Annotated in this window: 1 protein-coding gene; it reads left to right on the top strand. The window is 52.3% G+C overall.

Annotation, left to right across the window (positions count from 1 at the left end; translation table 11 throughout):
- A partial coding sequence (locus AC23NW_RS36165; RefSeq protein WP_487455578.1) for a transposase occupies positions 1-892 on the top strand: 892 nt, incomplete at its 5' end.
- Positions 893-1,093 lie beyond the last annotated feature (201 nt).

A 1,093-nucleotide genomic window follows, 5' to 3' on the forward strand; every position in this document is an offset into this window, starting at 1 on the left:
CAATCTGCTAAGATGCCCTCATTGGCAGCATACGGTTATTCAGACAGGTATTCGAGCCAAGGCACAGGCCTTTTATGAACAACTTCATCAACAAGGGCAACAGGTGTTGGTTCTCTGGGATGAAAGTGTGATGGAAAAGCCTGAAACACTGGCTAGTGAAGACTTAGCGGCAGTTCGCAGTAGTAAAGCCCGCCGGCTTAAACGCATCCGGCCCGGCTATTTCAATCCACCTGATGGTAAACCGGTATGCGTTCCGGGGCTGGAATGGCTGGGCATCTTATTAGCGGGTGCCAGCGGGGCTCCTTGCCTATATAAGTTTGAGTGGTGGACCAGGCGAGGGGAGCATGCCCGACAACGGGTAGATGTGCTCAATGATACACTGAACGAACTGGCTCAGCAGTTTGGGCAGGCCGCCCTGCATGTCTTTGATCGGGGCTATGCTTCCCAGGCTTGGTTAGGGAAGTTATTGGCTGCCAGGCTAAAAGGGCTGATCCGGTGGCAAACCCATTATCACTTACTCAATCAGGCAGGGGACTCCATAAAGACCTGGGAAATCACTCGTGGCAAACGTTCAGCCGATCATCGATTCATCTACGATGCGGTACACAAGTGCCATCGGAAAACAGGTATCATCTACCAGTCGGTACGGCATCCGGCTTACCCGGATGTACCTTTGTATCTAATTGTATCGCGTCCGGGCAAGGGGCGTGCGCCCTGGTATTTGCTCACCAACGAGGTCATTGACTCGGTAGAATCGGCCTGGAAGATGGTGTTTGCCTATGCCCGTCGCTGGCAGATTGAGATGGCCTTCCGCTACACAAAATCTGAACTGGCTTTAGAGTCTCCCCGCTTATGGTTCTGCGGGGCCGCCCGTGCGGGAAAACAGGCTTAAGTTGATGATGCTTGTCGCTTTAGTCTACGCCTTGTTACTCTCCTTGCTACAGGTGGATCTCAGCCACTGGCAGCAACTACTCTTACGACAAGGGTGCCACCGGACAGGAAAGCGGTGCAGAGAGACCTCAGCACCGCTTTATCGAATCCGAATTGCTTTCACTCACTTATGGAATCAAAATTCGGGATGACTCATGTTTTT

The organism is Arsenicibacter sp. R0_47, assembly GCF_057652235.1.